Genomic DNA, 14017 nt, shown 5'->3' with positions numbered 1-14017 from the left:
TATCACACGTACCGCCTGATTCACAGTGTAAAATTGCGACAATCAAGTTAGAAATCACGACATGTCCGCACAAAAAGAACCCCGTCGTATGACGGAGTTCAATGTGATTTCGACTAAAATCCAAATCGTTCTCTGGCTGACGTGATGTGGGCAATGTGGTGATTTCCATGCCATGCATACATGCCTGCGGCGTATTCCAAACTCGTTGTTCGCTGGTTTTCGGGATGGTAGAACGTTCTCAGATAGTCCCCATCCTTCATATTCTCCAATAAAGCGACCCATCTGGCATGTAATCCGTCGATCAATGCAAGCGAAGCCTCAATGTCTTGTGTCAATGAATCGTGCAGGGCAGCCCATTTCTGTTCGTCATACGGTTTAATCGTCGGGTTCTCTTCCGTCAACGCAAGTTTAAACCGGATATAGCTGTTCATATGACTGTCAGCAAGATGGTGAACAACCTGGCGGATCGTCCAGCCGCCCTCGCGATAAGCCGTATCCAGTTGTTCGTGGCTTAACCCCTGGACCGCTGCCCTCAGCTTCTCCGGCATTCCCTTAATCTCTCGGACCCAGACCTTCCTGTGCTCAGGCGACGTGCTGCCTCCCCAGTCAAACTGTCCTATCGGATACCTCAAATCCATGTTCCTCTCTCCCTTCCATTATGTTTGAGATCATTCCATGTCATGATTTTAGCATCTCCGCCGAAAAATAATAGTGACTGCACTCCTGATGGATGCTGCTTATTTCCGTCGAAAAGGCCCTCGGCATCTGCCAAGGGCTTCTCTCCTGCTACATAACTGGAATGTGACTACATGGAGCCCAGTATTCCTTCGATTTCGTTCATCTGTCCAGCCGTTAAAGGTCCAAAAGCAACGGCTCCTATTAGTTCTTCCGCTTGCCTTCTCGTTTTGAAACCCGGAATCGGAATCGCCGCGCGGCTTCTTCCCCAAATCCATGCTAACGCTCCTTGAACTAAAGTACGGTCTTCACTCGTCAAAATCTCCCGCACCGCTTCAAGTTTAGCGAGGAACGACGGTACGGCCTTACCCTCCTTGAAATAGGCGACCCAGTCGTGACCGCTTCCTCGCACATCTTGATCATTGAATCGGGTGTCCTGATTAAATTTCCCGCTTAACAGCCCCATGGCCAAAGGCGTATTATTGATGCTCGCCAAACCATGACGTTCGCAACGGGCAAGCATCTCCTTATCGTCACTGAGAACATTCAGCACGTGCTGAATGGCTGCCGCTTCGGATCGCTCTGCAAATAACTCGGCATTGGCCGTATCCCAGGTACTCCAGCCATATGTACGGATCAGCCCTTCTTGACGAAGACCGTTTAAGGCATCAATCACCGTTTCCACCTCATCCGGTCGTAATCCGCCTACATGAATCTGATAGAGATCGATATAATCCGTATCGAGTCGCTGAAGAGACCGCTCGCAAGCGTAGCGGATATAATCCGGCGTAACATTATAACGCGTAAAAACTTCCTTCGTTGTTTCATCATAGGTATATCCGAATTTGGTGGCTATCACGGCTTCGTGCCGCTTTCCTTTTAATGCGCGGCCAAGCACCCGTTCGCTATGCCCGGTACCATAAACGTCTGCCGTATCAAAAAAGTTAACGACCCTCTCCAGGGCCGCATGAATCCCTGCAACGGATTCACGTTCGTCCACCTCGCCCCATCCGTCGGACAAGCCGTCCAACGTAAAATTCCCGCCCATTGCCCAGCAGCCTAAGCCGAGCGGGCTTACCGGGATTTGCGATCTGCCTAACGTTCTATCCATGATAGTTCCTCCCTTTTCGAATTGGTTCGCCTTCATTATAATTAGGAAAATGGTTTGTGATGAGATCCAATGATGGTGAATTTGGAGGAACCAATTAAAGGAGGGATACGGTGTACGGCATTTATATCGACCGTGAATCGAAACGATCCGTTACCCATCAGGTATGCCAGCAGCTGCGAAGGCTGATCGAATCGGGACAGCTGGCAGCGGGAGCACGGCTGCTTCCGACCCGGGTTCTGGCCAAAGAGTGGGGCATTGCGCGCAATGTAGTCATCGAGGTATATGAGCAGCTGACGGCTGAGGGATATTTGGAAGGGCACGTAGGATCAGGCACCTATGTAGCGGGCGGGATAATACCTTCTCCCCGTCCACGAAACGAGCCATCTGTCGGCGAGCAGCCGATCCATAAAGTTACATCGACTGAACATTCGCACATGATCGATTTTGCCGCCGGCATTCCCGATCAGAAGATGTTTCCAAGGCACATCTGGGCCAAGTACTTGAAACAAGCTGCTGAGGACTCCGTGAATGCAAACCATGATTACGGTCACATCAAAGGTGATAAGATGCTGCGCTCTACCATTTGCGACTATGTATTCCGGTCCAAGGGCATCCAATGCTCATCCGATCAAATCGTGATCGTGTCCGGCGCTTCCGAAGGGTTGCTCCTCCTTGCCAAATCGTTAGCTTCCAGGTTTCATTCCATCTATATCGAAGACCCCACGATCGATATTACCCGCGATATTTTTCAGATGATGAACTATCGGCTTGTGCCGGTTGAGGTGGATCACAGCGGCATGCGCATCGACGCCATGACGAGTTTCGCACCAGGTCATCTGGTTTTATTAACGCCGTCACATCAGTTTCCTTCCGGCAGCGTACTATCCATCCAGCGCAGACATCAGGCCATCCGGATGCTGGAGGAAGCCGACTCCTTCGTGATCGAAGATGATTATGACAGCGAATTCCGGCTTCGAGGAATCCCGGTGCCTCCTCTGCAGACGCTCTCGCCTTCGAGAGTCATTCACGTGGGAACATTCAGTAAAACCTTAACGCCGAGCCTCCGAATCGGATTCATGATCGTCCCGCCTGATCTAACCGATGCCATAACCGAGATGAAAGATAAACTGAATATACATACCCCAACCGTCATTCAACAAGCGCTAAGCCAATTCATTCTGGACGGCCATCTGGAACGGCATATCCATAAGATGAAAAAAGTGTACAAGAAACGCCGCAATGTATTAACGGAGCGGCTCCATCACTTGTTCGGGCAGGATATTTCCATTGTCGGCGATGATGCGGGGATGCATCTTCAGGTGATATTCGGTCCTCAAGCTTACGCTCTCCTCCCATGGAACGATACGGTCTCATACGGGTTTCGCGTCGAGCCTGCTTCTAATTACAGAATCTCGCCATCGCGTCCTCCGGGTTCGACAGGGATCGTATTGGGATATGGAAACCTTTCGACGGAAGAGATCGAAGAAGGCTTAAGCAGGGTTTACGCATTTGCTTCCCATTGCAGGGATTCATCTTGATTTGCGGGCATATCTTCCCTTCTCCAAACAACAATGGCTCGGTTCGCTTTACGGCGAACCGAGCCATATCTGTTTCATCCTCAGGATCTTGCCATCATATCCCTTCAATCCGGTCAAAATTACGCAGCGTCCGAAGCGCATTCAGTGTCATAACGCCCTTCCATTCTTCCTTGGCCGACGGCCATACCTCTGCGAATTGGTACCAGCTCCAATTCGGCTCCCAGGCCCCATCTTCGCCCTGGTTCTCTATAAGCAAATCCAGCTCCGCCGGAAGAAGCGCTCGATATTTTGGAAAGTAAGGAGAGTTCGGCGTGTCCATAATGCTCAGCGGTGTTGCCCCGTATCCCTCCCGGCTGCCGGGGTCCAGGCTAATGCAGTTGTCCATGAAAGCCTCCAAAGCCTCCCTGATCTCCGATGCCTGTTCCTTTGGCAATCGCTCATTCAAGCGCAAGTAACAAAACAGTTCATGCATTTCTTTTAAATCGCTGGTTCGATTCAGATAGTCCAGAGCATAACGAACCAAGGAATCCAGCGATTCCAGAGGATACAGCTCCCGTTCATCGATAAAATAAGCGATGATGTCTGCATTGGGATTGCCCCAATGGTCCTTAAAAGCGCCGTATTGCCACCAAATCGCTCTAGGTGACTGCTCCGCTTCTTTGGGGATAATGTCCCATCCTGAGCGTTCAGGCACATACGTATGCTCGAGATACTGTAACGCGGATATAACCCGTTCGTTCCGCTCGGGATGATTCGGATGTAACCGAAGGATCTCCAGCGCTCTGGTCGTCGCCAGGGCGGATGATTCCTTGCAGCGAAGGTCAGGCTCAAGACCATGACCGAATCCGCCATCCTCGTTCTGGTAGCTGGAGAGCTCAATCAGCACATCCGTAAACGACCCGTTCTCGAATTCATATCGGAACAAGGCCCGTTCAAGGCTTCTGGCCCGCTGCAGCATATATTGCCTTGCTTGTTCCCATCGTATCTCGTTTAGCTTCATCACTCGGGTTCCATCTCCTCGTAGTAAGTGATTCGATTGCCGAACGGATCCGTTACACGTACCTCTTTGCTGTTCCATGGGGCGATCTCGATTCCGGGTCTCTGATACGGATAGTTCTGGTTTGACAGCTGTTCGTGAAAAGCTTCAATTCCTGCGATCTCAACGCGAATGGCTGCTCCAGGGGAGCAGTCACCGTAATGCTCCGTTAAATGGATCAATAACGAACCTTTGGATATTTGCATGTAAAGCGGCGCCGAATCGTCAAACCGGTGCTCCCAGTCCAAGGTGAAACCAAGATACTGCAAGTAGAATTCCCTTGCCTTCGTTTCGTCGAACACCCTGAACAACGGTATGATTTTGCTCATGCCAGCCCCTCCCTCCTCTCATCATTCGTTTACATTATGTATGTGCTGCTGTTGACTTAATTTAGATCTTATCACAAATCACTTCACAGCTCGTCCCTATCTTATATAAACTAAACCCGAGCAAACCAATGATCCTTGCCGGGTCATGGATCCAAACTATTCATTCCTTGTCACTTTGGTTAGTTTCTTGGCCTTCTCGCGTTTCACGCGGCTCCAAACCAGCAGAACGAGAAACGAACCTGCCAGACAGAGAAAGATGACTTTCAAATAATGCTCCACTACATTCAGAATGTACTGCCACTGCTCCCCGAATATAAAGCCTATGCTGAAGAAGGCCAATACCCATGCAGCCACTCCCGTGTATCCATATATCCAAACCGTCCGATAGGGAACTCGAATCATGCCGATGAAATACCCGATAAACTGCCTGACTCCGGGTATGAAAAAACAGACAATGAGCAGCTTGTTCCCATACTTGCTGTAATACGCCTGTGTTTTCTCCACAAGGGACGGCTTGATGAACAGCCATTTTCCATAGCGTTCAATCAGCGGCATCCCTAACCGGTAGCCGAGGATATAGGTAATGGTCAGTCCCATGGCCGCTCCTATAAAAGCAGATCCCATGGCCGGAACCATGTCGATGACCCCCTTATAGGTCAGGAACCCGGTATACGTCAGGGTAGTATTTCCTGGAGGGATTGGAAGAGCAATAAAATCAAGAGGGAGCCCAATCAATAACACCAGATAACCATATTGTTCAAACAACCGCTCAACCAATTCAAACAAATTCATGGGGAAAACTCCTTCGTCTTACCGATAACTGTCATGGTAGTGGTGCAGGGCTTCATTCACATAAACTTCCCTGTTCAGCACCTCGTAGGGCACCGGGTTCTTTTCTTCGGCCCATTCTCGCGAAGGGCGGTAACGCCGTTGAATCTCCATCAATCGGGTCAGAACCGATAGAGCCGAATCTTTATGCGTGTTAATGGCCGCTTTTCGCTTCATCTCTTGCAGCAAGGACGGATCCGTCATTAGCGTCATGAATTGAAGCTGCAGTTCTCCCGCCATAGCTTGACGTGCCACGCCAATGCCAACAAGGTAGTCGGCATTGTCCTGCTCTTGGCCAGGCAAGGGTTTAACCAACAGCATGGGACGTTCCATCGTTAATGCTTCGGAAATCGTGAGACCTCCCGGCTTCGTCACCATCAAGTCGGCCATCGCCATCAATTCATGCATACGATCCACATAACCCATGACGGTGATTTGCGGATGCTCCGCAAACTCTTCCAGCAGCGATTGATATAATTTCATATTGCGTCCGCAGACGACCATAAACCGAACATCCTGCGGGTATGCCCTGGATTTCAAGAGCTCGATAATTTCTTTATCGATCATCCCTTCTCCGCCGCCCATGATCAGCACGACCTGCTCGGATGGTTTCAAGCCATAATAATCGCGCAGCCGTTCCTCATCCACCGGTTGACTATAGAGCGGGTTGACGGGTATTCCGGTCACCGAGATTTTTTCGCTCGGCACGCCTTTGCGCTCCAATGCAACCTGGACCACATCGGAACCCACCATGTAATAATCCGTATGCGAATGGATCCAATAGCTGTGATCCGTATGATCCGTCATGACGGTGGCCGTCGGCACGTCCGTGTAACCCATTGCTTTCAACAGCGACATGCCTGCCGCTGCCGGCGGAAACGTACTGACTACGATAGCCGGCTTTTCGATTTCCAGCATTGCGCTCAGTTTTTGAAGACTGAAGGTACTGAAGCGTTTCAGCATCTGAATGAGCGTGTTTTCCTCGCGCGTTTTTTGGAACAAATAACCGTAAACGGATGGAAAATGCTTCATCCACTGCACAAAGAAAAACTGTCCGGCCACATGCAGCCGCGGATGGGTTAACTCCATGTAATCAATGACTTTAACGCGCAGATGAGGGTATTTTCTTTTTGCTGATTCCACAATGGCCTTTGATGCCTGGTTATGACCCTCTCCCAGACTTCCGGTTAATATGATGATTTTTTGCTCATATATGGATCTCATTGATATTACTCCTTATCTAACGTTATGTGTTTCCCAAGACATGCATCAGGTAAACGACCAGCCATCCCGATCCGAATCCGATCAGGCTTCCCGCCAGACAATCGGTCGGGTAATGATATCCCCAATAGATACGGGATAGACCGACCAGCGCAGCCAGCATGATCAGCAGTATCGTCGGCAGCGGCGAAACCAGAAACAGCAGCGGGGTAATGACTGCAAAAATCGCCGTTGTATGACCGGAAGGGAAGGAGTAATCCTTCAGCGGGAAATTTCCGATCTTTACCTGCTCCAAAACCCGGAAGGGACGATCTCTTCTGACGATTCTCTTGATGAGGACCACGATCAGATGGCTAACGGTTAACGCAATGGCACTCTGATATGCCGTTATATCCCAAGCTTCGAATGCTGCCCAGGCGATAAGCAACGCGCTCAGAATGGTGAAGGTGGCTCCGCCGAGATGGGTGATGCCGCCGAACAACCGGTCAAAGGCTCGGTTGCTGATCGTCTGGTTGCACCAAACGAATACCCGGTGATCAAAACTTTGCAGTCGCTTTATCATTCATTCTTCACCTGCCGTTACGTCAATTGAATCTTTTGGCCCCTTCACGACGGGGACCTCCGAACGTTTATCCCTGCGCTTCTTGATAAGCCGCACCGTCAACCAAATGCCCCCGATCAGAGCACCTACGGATAACAAAATAATCGTAAGCACGCTGTCCACCATATTCTCGGCAGCACGGCCATATACGTAGAACAGCACACCCACCGTGTAGAACTTCACGGCGCGTCCGAGCGCTGCATAGCTGATAAGCTTCCATAAAGGATAGTTCATGCAGCCGGATAGAATGGTGAATATTTTGAAGGGAATCGGCGTAAACGCACCGACCAGGATAGCGGCTTCGCCATGCTTGGTGAACAAAGCGGTGGCAGAATCATACCATTTTTTCTTCATGATCTTGGTCAACACCAAATGACCTGAAGCCTTGCCGATTCCATATCCGATGGGCGTTCCGATCAAGCACCCGACAAACCCGATCGTGGCGAGCCAGATCGCACGGTCCGGACTCAAGGCACTTAAGGACAACTGCGAGAACAGTGCCGGAATCGGAAAAATGATCGCGTCGATCATGGCATGAATGAATAATCCGATACCGCCTAAATTACGTAAAAAATCCATCAAGCCTAATCTCCTCTGCTTGGCTGACCCTTGGGCAGCCCGTGTATCGTGCGATATCGTTGCTTACATACGAATTTGAAATCATCGGTTCACATTCCTCTCCCGTATCATGTTAATGCAAGGATATCACGAATGGAGGAGGATGCCTTCCGTCTTCAGACGATAATGAACCTAGACTTAGGTCTAGATCCTAATAGTAGATATAATATAGTAGATATAGTATAAACGAGTTTTATGATCAATAAGTTGGGTTTATAACCAATTGGACCAAAAACAAAAAAACAGCTCAGCCGCAATGTGCGCGGCCAAACTGCCAGGATCCAAGACCAAGCCCTATTCAAATTGGCAAATCCTCAGAACGTCCCCGATGGAATCCACGACATGATCGGCTTGCGACAAATCCTGATTTCCCGAATTCGGGTTCACGAAGCCGATGCATGTCATGCCGGCCGCCTTCGCTGCAGCGACGCCATGCCGGGCATCCTCCAGCACCATGCAGTGCTCGGGCTCCACGCCTAACAATTCAGCCGCTTTGAGGTACACATCCGGCGCCGGTTTTCCTTTTTCCACTTCTTCACCGCTCACGACGCATTCGAATTGATCCAGGAGATCGAACTTGCGCAAGACGGCCGTAATAAATACGGGAGGCGAGGATGATGCAATCGCAGCAGGGATACGACGTGCTTTAAGTTCAGCCAGAAGCTCCCGAATGCCGGCAATCGGCTCCATTTCCCGAGAGGTGAGCATCTCGATTTTATTGGACAATTGGTATTCGATAATCTCCGATACGGATTGCTCAAGCTGATGCTCATGTTTAATGGCTGCCCACATCTCCGGATTGGTCATGCCTACATACTTCTCCAATTGTTCATGGGTTATCGAGGATCCGTAGTAGTTCATCACCTGGATATCCACTTCAAAGTGCAGCGGTTCGCTGTCAATAATGACCCCGTCCATGTCAAAAATAAATGCCTGTATCATGTTCATGCTCCTTTGCTGAATGTTCTGTTAGTTAACCCCAGATGAGATCGAGCACCGTTCCCAGCACTCCGGATTGATGTCCGCGGAGGACATCGGGATTGAATACCTCGACGAAACCGCACCGCGTACAGGATACGAAGAGATAATGATGATAGTCGATATCGAATATTTTGCTTATGCCCGTACCGCTCATGCTGACTTCCTGCGAGCTGCATTCACGGTGACCGCAGCGGCGGCAATGGAACTTGCTGGCCATTAATTCCTCAATGCTTAGGTAATCCATTTCGGCTGTTGAATCGTACCGGTCGGTAGTTTGTTCATTCGTCTCTGTGCTCAGATGCTCCGGCAATACCTCATGCTTGCATTCCGGACACATACTATCAATCAACGTTACCTCCTGCGCACACCATGGACACTGAACCACCTCTGCACCTTCCTCCCTTTTCGCATGGAACCTATTGGAAAACCCTCAGGATAATTGAAACATCTAGAAAGGATTATATTGCCCCAACTTCATCAATCTGGCCAAAGCACGGTCATTCGGATGAAATGATGTCGTGAAGCTCCTCCAAAGTATGTATCTCATACTTGGGGTGAATGGACGTCGGATTGGCCTTTCGCTGCGGGTTATACCAGCAGGTATCTATCCCGTAACGGATGCCTCCTTGTATATCGGAAGTTAACGAATCGCCAACAATGAGCACCTCGCTTTTATCCGGGTGGTTTAACTTATGGAAGGCGTAATCGAATATTCCTTCGTGCGGCTTTTGAGATCCTGCATCCTCCGAAACCACGATACATTCAAAGGAATCGCACAGCGCCGATCGGCTGATACGATTAAACTGCACTTCCTTGATTCCGTTCGTGATGATGGCCATGCGTTGACCGCGCTCGGACAGTTGACTGCACAGCTTCTCTGCCCCTTCCATGAGAAAGGAGCCCTGTCCTAAATACTTTATGTAGATATTGCTAAAGGCTTCAGCGTCCAAAGCGCATTTGATACTATGTTCCTCCAGGAGTCTTTCGAACCGAGCCGTACGCAATTCGCCCTGCGTCACGATCCCCTGCTCGAAATCGTTCCACAACTGCTGGTTTATGCGCCTGTAACTGTCTACGATCGCATTCGTGCACTCCTGGTGGATTTCGCCAAAAACGCCGGCTAACGCAAACGCCTCCGATTGGGCATAGTCGTATAGCGTATCGTCCGCATCAAATAAAATAACGTTGTATCGCAAGGCTGGGCCTCCTTTCTTGCTGCTTAACTTCAACCATTACCCTTTCGCTACCCAGCATAACATTTTATTCATCCGGATTCATCGAACCATTGTCGGATGTCGAAGTTAATCTGGATTGCCGGTTCAATTCCTGGATCCTCTGCCTTTGTTGATGATCTAGACGGTCTCTGTTACTCTTCACCAACTCCGTCAGACGCATGAAAATCAACAATAATATCGTAATGATTACACCTGCTGAGAACACCATCATTGCCCATTCGTCCACGCCTAAAAGCGTGATCAAAAGCAATTCCGTCACAATGAATATCCCCGCTCCAAGGGCAAGCTGTTTCATTGGGCCTCCCTGTTACTCATCGCATAATTTATAGTGATGATACCGCTCCTGCTCAAGTTCGATCTCGCCGATATAGGCAAATCCGCACTTTTGGATTACTTTATTGGAAGCACGATTATGAACGACGGCGATTGCGTTGAGTTCTCGCTCCCTTGTATTCCGGAACAAATAACGGATTAACGCCCGCACGGCTTGGGTGGCATATCCCTTATTGTAATACCGATTGGAGATTCCGTACATGATCTCCCGGTTAGGCGGGGGCAGCTCTTCCTTAGGACCGCTATTGCACCAGCCGATGCACTCGCCTGTTTCTTTCAAGACGATGGCTAACCGCAGACGCAGCTGCCCCACATCCCCGCCGTCTTGAACGGCTTGCAGGAACCGCCGATTCTCCGGCATTTCATAGTCGGTTAACCATTCTCGCCGCTGTTCCCTTGATACATCCCAGCCAGGCAGGAACTGTCTGATCTCCGGTTCGTGCGTGATCTTGCAGATCGCATCCAGATCTTCCAACAAATATTCCCGAAGGAAGATGTCCTCACATTCAATCGTAAAGGGCTTACCCTGGAAATCGATAGTTGTCTTGCTGTTCAATATAACCCCTGCTTTCATTCGCTCAATGATTCCTCGCCATGATCCATGTTATCAACTGATCGGGCCGTGTAAACATATAGTCGGGTTCCACCGCAAATTGTGCATTCTGAACGGTATCAAACCAATGCGCCCCGATGGTTAATAGCTGAGCTGATTTGCCAGCCGCAATGTCGGCATCGCTGTCCCCGACAAAAACCACGTCCGATGTCCTCAGACCCAACAGTTGAACGGCTTTGAATATCCCTTCCGGGTCCGGTTTAGAACGTTCAACCTCATCTCCCGTAATGGTAGCGGCAAAATACCCGTCCAGCTTCAGGTTTCTTAAACATATATCCAGGCATCTTCTGCTCTTGCCCGTAATAATAACCATGGGTAAACGTAAATCCGACAGCTTCACAATTAGATCCTGTACGGCTTCCGATACCTGCACATGCTCTTGAAAATTCTGCTCAAACACTTCGTAATAATATTCTACGGCTTCATCAACATGGGCCGGATTCGAAAGATAATTGGCAATGATCTCTTCCTCCGTTGGCCCAAACGTCTGAACGATCTCGGCATCGGTCAACCGCTGGCCTTCGTACTTCAAGAAAACCGCCCGGAACGCTTTAAACGAGAGCGGCAGCGTATTTGCTAAAGTACCATCGAAATCAAACAGCACCGCTTGTATGGTGTTCATCCCAAAGCTCCCCTTTCACCTCAGAATCCGACTGAACAACACGACTTGCTCAGACCAAATCCATCCTCATCTGAATGGTAATCATTTTCCGATCGTCATCTAACGCCGTGATGCGGACATCGAACGGCTCGAACCCCAACTTATGATAAAAAACAAGCCCTCTGGAATTGGTATTATGACAGCTTAGATAAAAACGTTCCATTTCGTATTTTTCTTTGGCGATGTCCATCATGGTACGCAACAGCTTCTGCGCTGCACCGAGTCCACGGTGCGACGGTGCAACAACGACATTGCCAAGCCACAACGATCCATCCGCATCTTCATAAAAATTCGCGTAGGCGACGACCTGCCCGGTGGATTCTTCAACGATAACCGTGGGATCAAAGCGGTTCTCAAGCAAACTCAGGATTTGATCCGGCGTCAAAGGGAATTCCGATCTCGGGCTCATGTAAAACAGTTCTTCCGGCGTTTGAGGAAAGCTGCAAATCGCTTGCAAATCCTCATCCCTCAGCGGTCTATGCGCATACATATTTTGAGGTCCTCCTTACTAAGCTATTCGGGCAATATACATGCCTCTTCCGATCAAGCCTTGCGTATCGTGCTCCACATCCAGTCCCGCTTCCCGAAATGCCCCGATCATCTCTTCCACGGTAAACAGACCCATACGATGCTCCTCCGTGTAATGCTCGATTCCAACCTCGCTGCCAAACAAATACGAAAAATTCATGATCGAAACATTACCTGCGCGATCCGAATGGGACATTCTGCTCATATGGATCCCATGGCGCTCGGTCGTGATCGTGTCCACTCTTCCGGTTGTCCAAACGTCCGGCGTAAGCCATGGCTCAACTAGAATGATACCTTCCTCGTTCAGATGTTCCCTAAACTGCACAAGGGTTTGAACCAACAGCTCCGGCGTCTTCACATACCCGATGGAGCTGAACAGACACATAATCACGTCATACTTCCGGCCGAGTCGAAAACGGGTCATATCAGCCACCGAATAATCCCCCTTGGGATTCTTCGACTTCGCTATAGCTACGAATTCGGGGTTCAAATCGATTCCATCGATTGCATAGTGCTGCTTCAAGAAAACAGCGTGTTCCGCCGTTCCGCAGGCTACATCCAGAATGGTTTGGTACTCCTTGCTTTGTCTTTCGATATATTCCCGGACCTGCCGCGCCTCCTGCTCATAGTCCTTGAAGCTGTAGATCACGTCATAATACTTCGAAGATAAGTCGAACATGATTTCACCAACTTTCTGTATCCTTCATGAGTACGTTAGAAAAAGGGAAAACGCGATTTATGACTGCGAACAGCCCATTTGACTAAAAAGACCCAACTTAGACAGCTTCATCTAAGGCGGGGTCCTCTGTGGCAGGCATCTTCCATGATTATACAACTGTTCATTCGATTGGGTAACCCCTGGATCCGATAAGCTCAGATTCACCGGTTCATACGCTACGGATGCTGCCTTTATCCTTCGATACGCTTATGTCTATACCAATAGGAATAGATCTCCCTGTACTGAAGACGATCGTACAACCGGTTTGCAGCAACATTGTTCTGGACCACTTGTAGATAGCTGCTTGCGGCTCCATTCTTCTTGGCCCAATGCAGAATATGTAACAGTAACTGTTTTCCGAACCCGCGATTTCGGCATGCCGGAGCTGTGGCGAGATCAAATATGCCGACGACGCCTTGCTCTATTGCCCCGATCCCGCATGCCACAGGCTCACCAAGATCATATAGGATGAAGAATCCGTATTGAATCACGGAATAGTTGAACAGCTTTCTTTTTACAGCCTTATATTTCTCGGATATTCCAGTTATCTCGGTCAGCACGCTCAGCCATTCATCCGTCAGCCGTTCTTCGATCTTAACCTCCTTATGCGTTGGAAGCTCCAGATGATCCAGATGATCTAACACCCTCAGACTGGTTGGATCGAGTATGGAATAACCCCTGGAATCCAACATACGGTCCAGCTCCTGCGGATTGAACGGGGTGATTTTAAATACGACGTCAAGCCCAGCCTTAACATATAACCGCTCGCATTCATGAATTTTGGCGTCAAGGTCTATCGATGGATCCGTGTATAAGGCATTAATCGAGTTGGATCTCTTCGTATAACCGTCTGCAAAACGTAACAGCCACCCATGGTGCGTCAAGGTTTGAAGCGCCGGCCAAGCGTTTAAGGCAAGTTCTTCGATTCTCTTTAGCACGTATACCACTCCTACCGTATGATAGGAATTAATATACATTTATTTGTATTATT

The 14017-nt window shown here is 49.4% G+C and carries 18 protein-coding genes; 1 reads left to right on the top strand and 17 read right to left on the bottom strand.

From position 1 onward, the window contains the following. Positions 1–113 precede the first annotated feature (113 nt). The gene (locus JNUCC32_RS07210) at positions 114–638 is read right to left on the bottom strand and encodes a YfiT family bacillithiol transferase (RefSeq protein ID WP_096774217.1); all 525 of its coding nucleotides are present in this window, start codon (positions 636–638) and stop codon (positions 114–116) included. A gap of 167 nt (positions 639–805) precedes the next feature. Then, positions 806–1786 carry an aldo/keto reductase gene (locus JNUCC32_RS07205; protein WP_192571499.1) on the bottom strand — a complete coding sequence of 327 codons (981 nt, stop codon included), beginning with the start codon at positions 1784–1786 and terminating at the stop codon, positions 806–808. 110 nt (positions 1787–1896) lie between these two features. On the opposite strand from JNUCC32_RS07205, the gene JNUCC32_RS07200 reads away from it, so the two are divergent. Further along, positions 1897–3324 (top strand): MocR-like pyridoxine biosynthesis transcription factor PdxR, encoded by a 1428-nt coding sequence (locus JNUCC32_RS07200; RefSeq protein WP_192571498.1) that lies wholly within the window; start codon positions 1897–1899, stop codon positions 3322–3324. A gap of 94 nt (positions 3325–3418) precedes the next feature. Here JNUCC32_RS07200 and JNUCC32_RS07195 read toward each other — a convergent pair whose 3' ends face one another. From JNUCC32_RS07195 to JNUCC32_RS07125, 15 genes are all read right to left on the bottom strand, one after another. Continuing rightward, positions 3419–4324, bottom strand: a complete 906-nt coding sequence (locus JNUCC32_RS07195; protein ID WP_228468984.1) for a hypothetical protein — start codon at positions 4322–4324, stop codon at positions 3419–3421. Next, positions 4324–4689, bottom strand: coding sequence for a glyoxalase superfamily protein (locus JNUCC32_RS07190; RefSeq protein ID WP_192571496.1), 366 nt, complete (start codon positions 4687–4689; stop codon positions 4324–4326). The genes JNUCC32_RS07195 and JNUCC32_RS07190 overlap by 1 nt, the downstream gene beginning before the upstream one ends. Positions 4690–4845: 156 nt before the next feature. Then, positions 4846–5481 carry a DedA family protein gene (locus tag JNUCC32_RS07185; RefSeq protein WP_036661097.1) on the bottom strand — a complete coding sequence of 212 codons (636 nt, stop codon included), beginning with the start codon at positions 5479–5481 and terminating at the stop codon, positions 4846–4848. An 18-nt stretch (positions 5482–5499) separates the two neighbouring features. Next, positions 5500–6741, bottom strand: a complete 1242-nt coding sequence (locus JNUCC32_RS07180) for an MGDG synthase family glycosyltransferase (protein ID WP_096774223.1) — start codon at positions 6739–6741, stop codon at positions 5500–5502. 22 nt (positions 6742–6763) lie between these two features. Then, positions 6764–7300, bottom strand: coding sequence for a phosphatase PAP2 family protein (locus tag JNUCC32_RS07175; RefSeq protein WP_015735943.1), 537 nt, complete (start codon positions 7298–7300; stop codon positions 6764–6766). Next, entirely contained in the window at positions 7301–7918 is a 618-nt protein-coding gene (locus JNUCC32_RS07170; RefSeq protein WP_192571495.1) for a YqaA family protein, read from the bottom strand. Between the two features lie 333 nt (positions 7919–8251). Next, complete coding sequence (locus JNUCC32_RS07165) at positions 8252–8899, bottom strand: HAD family hydrolase (RefSeq protein ID WP_192571494.1); 648 nt, start codon at positions 8897–8899, stop codon at positions 8252–8254. Between the two features lie 31 nt (positions 8900–8930). Continuing rightward, the gene (locus tag JNUCC32_RS07160; protein ID WP_228468890.1) at positions 8931–9287 is read right to left on the bottom strand and encodes a zinc ribbon domain-containing protein; all 357 of its coding nucleotides are present in this window, start codon (positions 9285–9287) and stop codon (positions 8931–8933) included. Between the two features lie 148 nt (positions 9288–9435). Continuing rightward, entirely contained in the window at positions 9436–10134 is a 699-nt protein-coding gene (locus tag JNUCC32_RS07155) for a YjjG family noncanonical pyrimidine nucleotidase (protein ID WP_096774226.1), read from the bottom strand. Between the two features lie 64 nt (positions 10135–10198). After that, on the bottom strand, positions 10199–10468 hold the full coding sequence (locus tag JNUCC32_RS07150) for a hypothetical protein (RefSeq protein ID WP_090908551.1): 270 nt from the start codon (positions 10466–10468) through the stop codon (positions 10199–10201). A 12-nt stretch (positions 10469–10480) separates the two neighbouring features. Then, complete coding sequence (locus tag JNUCC32_RS07145; RefSeq protein ID WP_192571493.1) at positions 10481–11080, bottom strand: GNAT family N-acetyltransferase; 600 nt, start codon at positions 11078–11080, stop codon at positions 10481–10483. A gap of 4 nt (positions 11081–11084) precedes the next feature. Continuing rightward, positions 11085–11741 (bottom strand): HAD family hydrolase, encoded by a 657-nt coding sequence (locus JNUCC32_RS07140; RefSeq protein WP_192571492.1) that lies wholly within the window; start codon positions 11739–11741, stop codon positions 11085–11087. A gap of 49 nt (positions 11742–11790) precedes the next feature. Next, on the bottom strand, positions 11791–12270 hold the full coding sequence (locus JNUCC32_RS07135; RefSeq protein WP_192571491.1) for a GNAT family N-acetyltransferase: 480 nt from the start codon (positions 12268–12270) through the stop codon (positions 11791–11793). 18 nt (positions 12271–12288) lie between these two features. Further along, entirely contained in the window at positions 12289–12987 is a 699-nt protein-coding gene (locus tag JNUCC32_RS07130; protein WP_096774229.1) for a class I SAM-dependent DNA methyltransferase, read from the bottom strand. A gap of 230 nt (positions 12988–13217) precedes the next feature. Continuing rightward, a complete protein-coding gene (locus JNUCC32_RS07125) occupies positions 13218–13964 on the bottom strand; it encodes a GNAT family N-acetyltransferase (RefSeq protein WP_192571490.1) in 747 nt (248 codons plus the stop codon). Positions 13965–14017 lie beyond the last annotated feature (53 nt).

Source organism: Paenibacillus sp. JNUCC32, assembly GCF_014863545.1.
GTDB classification, from domain to species: domain Bacteria; phylum Bacillota; class Bacilli; order Paenibacillales; family Paenibacillaceae; genus Paenibacillus_AQ; species Paenibacillus_AQ lautus_A.
Note: the sequence above shows the minus strand (reverse complement) of the source record. Positions and strands in the feature narration are given on the sequence as shown.

Excerpts from the sequence above, each read along its gene's own strand:
- JNUCC32_RS07140 (WP_192571492.1), bottom strand. The coding sequence starts at position 11,741 with ATGAACACCATACAAGCGGTGCTGTTTGATTTCGATGGTACTTTAGCA.
- JNUCC32_RS07145 (WP_192571493.1), bottom strand. The coding sequence starts at position 11,080 with ATGAAAGCAGGGGTTATATTGAACAGCAAGACAACTATCGATTTCCAG.
- JNUCC32_RS07130 (WP_096774229.1), bottom strand. The coding sequence starts at position 12,987 with ATGTTCGACTTATCTTCGAAGTATTATGACGTGATCTACAGCTTCAAG.
- JNUCC32_RS07170 (WP_192571495.1), bottom strand. The coding sequence starts at position 7,918 with ATGGATTTTTTACGTAATTTAGGCGGTATCGGATTATTCATTCATGCC.
- JNUCC32_RS07195 (WP_228468984.1), bottom strand. The coding sequence starts at position 4,324 with ATGAAGCTAAACGAGATACGATGGGAACAAGCAAGGCAATATATGCTG.
- JNUCC32_RS07205 (WP_192571499.1), bottom strand. The coding sequence starts at position 1,786 with ATGGATAGAACGTTAGGCAGATCGCAAATCCCGGTAAGCCCGCTCGGC.
- JNUCC32_RS07150 (WP_090908551.1), bottom strand. The coding sequence starts at position 10,468 with ATGAAACAGCTTGCCCTTGGAGCGGGGATATTCATTGTGACGGAATTG.
- JNUCC32_RS07165 (WP_192571494.1), bottom strand. The coding sequence starts at position 8,899 with ATGATACAGGCATTTATTTTTGACATGGACGGGGTCATTATTGACAGC.
- JNUCC32_RS07180 (WP_096774223.1), bottom strand. The coding sequence starts at position 6,741 with ATGAGATCCATATATGAGCAAAAAATCATCATATTAACCGGAAGTCTG.
- JNUCC32_RS07135 (WP_192571491.1), bottom strand. The coding sequence starts at position 12,270 with ATGTATGCGCATAGACCGCTGAGGGATGAGGATTTGCAAGCGATTTGC.
- JNUCC32_RS07190 (WP_192571496.1), bottom strand. The coding sequence starts at position 4,689 with ATGAGCAAAATCATACCGTTGTTCAGGGTGTTCGACGAAACGAAGGCA.
- JNUCC32_RS07210 (WP_096774217.1), bottom strand. The coding sequence starts at position 638 with ATGGATTTGAGGTATCCGATAGGACAGTTTGACTGGGGAGGCAGCACG.
- JNUCC32_RS07175 (WP_015735943.1), bottom strand. The coding sequence starts at position 7,300 with ATGATAAAGCGACTGCAAAGTTTTGATCACCGGGTATTCGTTTGGTGC.
- JNUCC32_RS07185 (WP_036661097.1), bottom strand. The coding sequence starts at position 5,481 with ATGAATTTGTTTGAATTGGTTGAGCGGTTGTTTGAACAATATGGTTAT.